Source organism: Sphingomonas sp. 66-10, from assembly GCF_001897045.1.
GTDB classification, from domain to species: domain Bacteria; phylum Pseudomonadota; class Alphaproteobacteria; order Sphingomonadales; family Sphingomonadaceae; genus Sphingomonas; species Sphingomonas lycopersici.
The window spans coordinates 113,159-115,875 of the sequence record NZ_MKRR01000106.1 but is presented as its reverse complement, the minus strand read 5'-3'; the positions used below and the strand labels follow the sequence as shown (position 1 = coordinate 115,875).

Genomic DNA, 2,717 nt, shown 5'->3' with positions numbered 1-2,717 from the left:
GCGGATGCAGCCTTTGCCCGCGCTGGCGCTGTCGTCGCTCGCCGCCGGCCCGCCGCTGCTGATCGCGGCGCTCGCGCTGGGCGAGCCGATCATGCCGCAGCATTGGATGCCGCTGCTCGCTCTGGCGCTGGCCAGCCAGGTGCTCGGGCAAGGGCTGATGATCTTTGCGCTCGGCCAATTGACGCCGCTCGTCATCGGCATCGCCTTGCTCACCCAGCCGATCGTCGCAGCGGCGATCGGCTGGGTCATCTATGGCGAGCGGCTCGGCGCGATCGACCTGTTCGGCGCGGCGCTGGTGGCGGTTGCGCTGGTGCTGGTGCGTCGGCCGTCGGGGGGTGATAGAGAGGCGACATGACCGATCCTGCCCCCGACCTTTCCGACGCGACGCTCGACGAGATCCGCGCCGCGCTCGCCCCGCGCATCGCCGCCAATGCCGCGTTCGACGGCTGGGCGGCGGCGGCGCGTGATCTGGCGGCGGACTCGCTCGGGGTCGATCGCGACGTCGCCGCGCTGGCGCTGCCCGATGCGATGGCGATGATCGATGCCTGGTTCGCCGCGATCGACGCCGCGATGCTCGCCGTGCTCCCGCCCGAACGGCTCGCCGCGATGAAGATTCGCGCACGGATCGCCGCCCTGGTCGAGGCGCGGATCGACGAGATCGCGCCGAATCGCGAATCGCTGCGCCGCGCGCTCGCGATCCTCGCCCTGCCGCAGCATGTCGCGCACGGCGCGCGGCTGGCGTGGCGCACCGCCGATACGATCTGGCGCGCCGCCGGCGACACCGCGACCGACTATAACCATTATACCAAGCGCACGATCCTGCTCGCCGTCTATGCCGCGACGATGACGATGCTGCTCGACGACGAGAGCGAGGGGCAGGCCGAGACGCGCGCCTTCCTCGCGCGGCGGATCGACGGGATCATGCGGTTCGAGAAGGCCAAGGCCGGCTTCCTGCGCCGCGCGGCGCACCGCCCGAGCCTGTCACGCTTCGTCGGGCGGCTGCGTTATCCGGTGGTGTAAAACCGCGCATAGGCAATTGATAATCGTTCGCATCATCGTTAGATCGAGGCTGTGCTCGCTCCGATCCCCAGCCTCGAATCGCTTCCCTTGCGCCACCCGGCGACGATCGCCGCGATCGCCTGGGACCGGCTCGCATTGCCCGAGGCGCGGCGGCTGCGCGAGCTGGGCTTCGACGAGGGCGTCGGGGTCGAGGTGCTCCACCGCGCGTCGCTGGGGCGCGGGCCGATCGCGTGCCGCATCGGGCGGATGACGGTGGCGCTGCGCCGCACGGTCGCCGCGACGATCACAGTGTCGCTGGGATAATGTCGACGCTGCCGCTGATCGCGCTGGTCGGCAATCCCAACGCCGGCAAGAGCGCGCTGTTCAACGCGCTGACCGGCGCGCGGCAGAAGGTCGGCAATTACCCCGGGGTCACCGTCGAGCGCCACTCGGGCCGCTTCGCGCTCGACGACGGCCGCCCGATCGAGCTGGTCGACCTGCCCGGCGCCTATAGCCTCGACCCCGCCTCCCCCGACGAGCGCGTCACCCGCGACGTGCTGACCGGCGCCCAGGCGGGCGAGCGGCTGCCCGACGCCCTGGTGGTGGTGGTCGACGCCGCCAATCTCGACAATCACCTGCGCTTCACGCTCCAGCTCATCGCGCTCGGGCTGCCGGTGGTGGTGGCGCTCAACATGATCGACCTCGCCGAGCGCGACGGGCTGACGCTCGATCCCGCGGTGCTGGCGCGCGAGCTCGGCGTGCCGGTCGTCCCCACCGTCGCGGTGCGCAAGCGCGGGCTCGATGCCCTGCGCCACGAACTCACCCTCGCGGTCGACGGCAGCGAGGCGCGCGCGCTGCGCGCGTCGGACGGCAGCGTCCATGACGATATCGCCACCTTGCAGCGCCGCGCCCGCGCGATCTCCGCCGCGGCGACGCTCCACGAAACCCCGGTGCGGCGCTGGACGCATATGCTCGACGCGGTCGCGCTCCACCCGGTCTTCGGGCCGATCCTGCTCGTCACCCTGCTGTTCGTGATGTTCCAGGCGGTGTTCAGCTGGTCGGAAGCGCCGATCGGCCTGATCGAGGATGCGTTCAAGGCGATCGAGGCCGGGGTCACCGGGCTGATGCCCGACACGATCCTGCGCTCGCTGATCACCGACGGGGTGATCGCCGGGGTCGGCGCGGTCATCGTGTTCCTGCCGCAGATCCTGATCCTGTTCCTGTTCATCCTCGTCCTCGAGGCATCGGGCTATATGGTCCGCGCCGCTTTCCTGATGGACCGGCTGATGGCGGGGGTCGGTTTGTCGGGGCGCGCGTTCATCCCGCTCCTGTCGAGCTTCGCCTGCGCCGTCCCCGGGATCATGGCGACGCGCACGATCGACGACGAGAAGGACCGGCTGACGACGATCCTGATCGCCCCGCTGATGACCTGTTCCGCGCGGCTCCCGGTCTATACGATCATCATCGGCGCCTTCATCCCCAATACCCGCGTGCTGCCGTTCGTCGGGCTGCAGGGGCTGGTGCTGCTCGGGCTCTATCTGATGGGGATCGCCGGCGCCTTCTGCGCCGCTTTGTTCCTGCGCCGCACGGTGACCAAGGGCGCCTCCTCGGGCTTCATGATGGAGATGCCCAAATATCAATGGCCGCGCCTCAACGACGTGCTGATCGGGCTGTGGAGCCGCGCGCAGATCTTCCTCAAGCGCGCCGGCACGATCATC

General features: G+C 70.1%; 4 protein-coding genes. All 4 read left to right on the top strand.

Annotated elements, in window-relative coordinates:
* Window positions 1–355, top strand: a 355-nt coding sequence (locus tag BGN95_RS10295; protein ID WP_353744694.1) for an EamA family transporter, incomplete at its 5' end; no start/stop codon positions are given.
* Window positions 352–1,020, top strand: a complete 669-nt coding sequence (locus BGN95_RS10290) for a COQ9 family protein (RefSeq protein WP_179512918.1) — start codon at window positions 352–354, stop codon at window positions 1,018–1,020. The genes BGN95_RS10295 and BGN95_RS10290, both read left to right, overlap by 4 nt.
* 51 nt (window positions 1,021–1,071) lie before the next feature.
* Window positions 1,072–1,323 (top strand): FeoA domain-containing protein, encoded by a 252-nt coding sequence (locus tag BGN95_RS10285; protein ID WP_179512919.1) that lies wholly within the window; start codon window positions 1,072–1,074, stop codon window positions 1,321–1,323.
* Window positions 1,323–2,717, top strand: a 1,395-nt coding sequence (gene feoB / locus BGN95_RS10280; RefSeq protein ID WP_286772549.1) for a ferrous iron transporter B, incomplete at its 3' end; no start/stop codon positions are given. The genes BGN95_RS10285 and feoB, both read left to right, overlap by 1 nt.

Bases quoted from the DNA above. Each gene is read 5' to 3' on its own strand.
- BGN95_RS10290 (WP_179512918.1), top strand. From the start codon at position 352: ATGACCGATCCTGCCCCCGACCTTTCCGACGCGACGCTCGACGAGATC.